At 66.3% G+C, this 992-nt stretch carries 1 protein-coding gene; it reads right to left on the reverse strand.

Annotation, left to right across the window (positions count from 1 at the left end; translation table 11 throughout):
- The coding region (locus IVA91_RS33700; RefSeq protein ID WP_247460458.1) for a porin at positions 1-992 on the reverse strand (992 nt) is incomplete at both ends.

The raw sequence follows: 992 nt of genomic DNA on the forward strand, positions 1-992 counted from the left end.
CCGACATCGGCGGTCGAGATCGGCGAGGCCTGCCGTGACACAGTTCCGTGCAGGTAGTCGAGCATGAAGCGGACGTTGCCGTTGACGTACCAGTTGAGCGCGAGCGTGTAGACCGTCTGCCGTCCGCCGGCGACGCCGTTGGCGGTTGCCAGCTGGTCGTTGAGATCGATGGTGGAGAAACGTCCCGCGATCTCCCAGGCGCCCCAGCCGTCACCGTCCAGCGAGAACGGGTGCGCAGGCTTGACGCCGCTATAGGCCGCGTTCGCCGCATTGTAGGTCCGGCCTTCGCCCGTCAGCACGTATCCGGCCTGGGCATAGCCGCCCTGGAATTTCAGGCTCGGTGCGCCGACCAGCGGCACGCCGGTGTTGGCTGTGCGATCGACATTGTACCAGAAGTACTCACCCTGAACGATGAACGGGCCGTAGGTCGCCGCTGCCTCGACGCTGTAGACCTGCGCGCCTGAGGCATTGGCGATAGCGCCGGTGGAGATCAGCGTGGTCGGGTCGAGACGCAATTCCGGACGGTCGCTCAGCGTGACCGTCTGCGTGTTGGCGATCAGGTTGCGCGGCGGCTGGATCAGCCATTGCGCGTCGGCGCCGATATGCACCGAATAATCCTTGCCGCTGATCGGATTGCCGGCCACGCGCGCCACGGCGCCATATTGCTCGCTGGTACCGGGTGGTGCCGCGCTCGACGCGGAGTGGATCGCACCGGTCGACGGTCCCGTGACATAGCCGCCGATCCAGAGCTGGTCGTTGAACCAGCGCGCACCGGCTGCGGAGCGGAAGTCGCCGGCCGCGATGTTGGTGGCGATCACGCCGGGCGAGGCGCGCTCCATGAACATGATGTCGTTGGAGCTCGTCGCCTCGTCCATGGTGTAGGGCAGGTCCATGATGCCGGCCTCGATCGCCATCCGTCCGCCGAACGGCTTCAAGCCGGTGTAGCTGAGATAGGCGTTCTCGACCCCGGAGACGCCACCGCCCGGAAGGGA

Origin of the sequence: Bradyrhizobium sp. 153 (genome assembly GCF_023073835.1) — a bacterium.
In the GTDB taxonomy this organism is placed as follows: domain Bacteria; phylum Pseudomonadota; class Alphaproteobacteria; order Rhizobiales; family Xanthobacteraceae; genus Bradyrhizobium.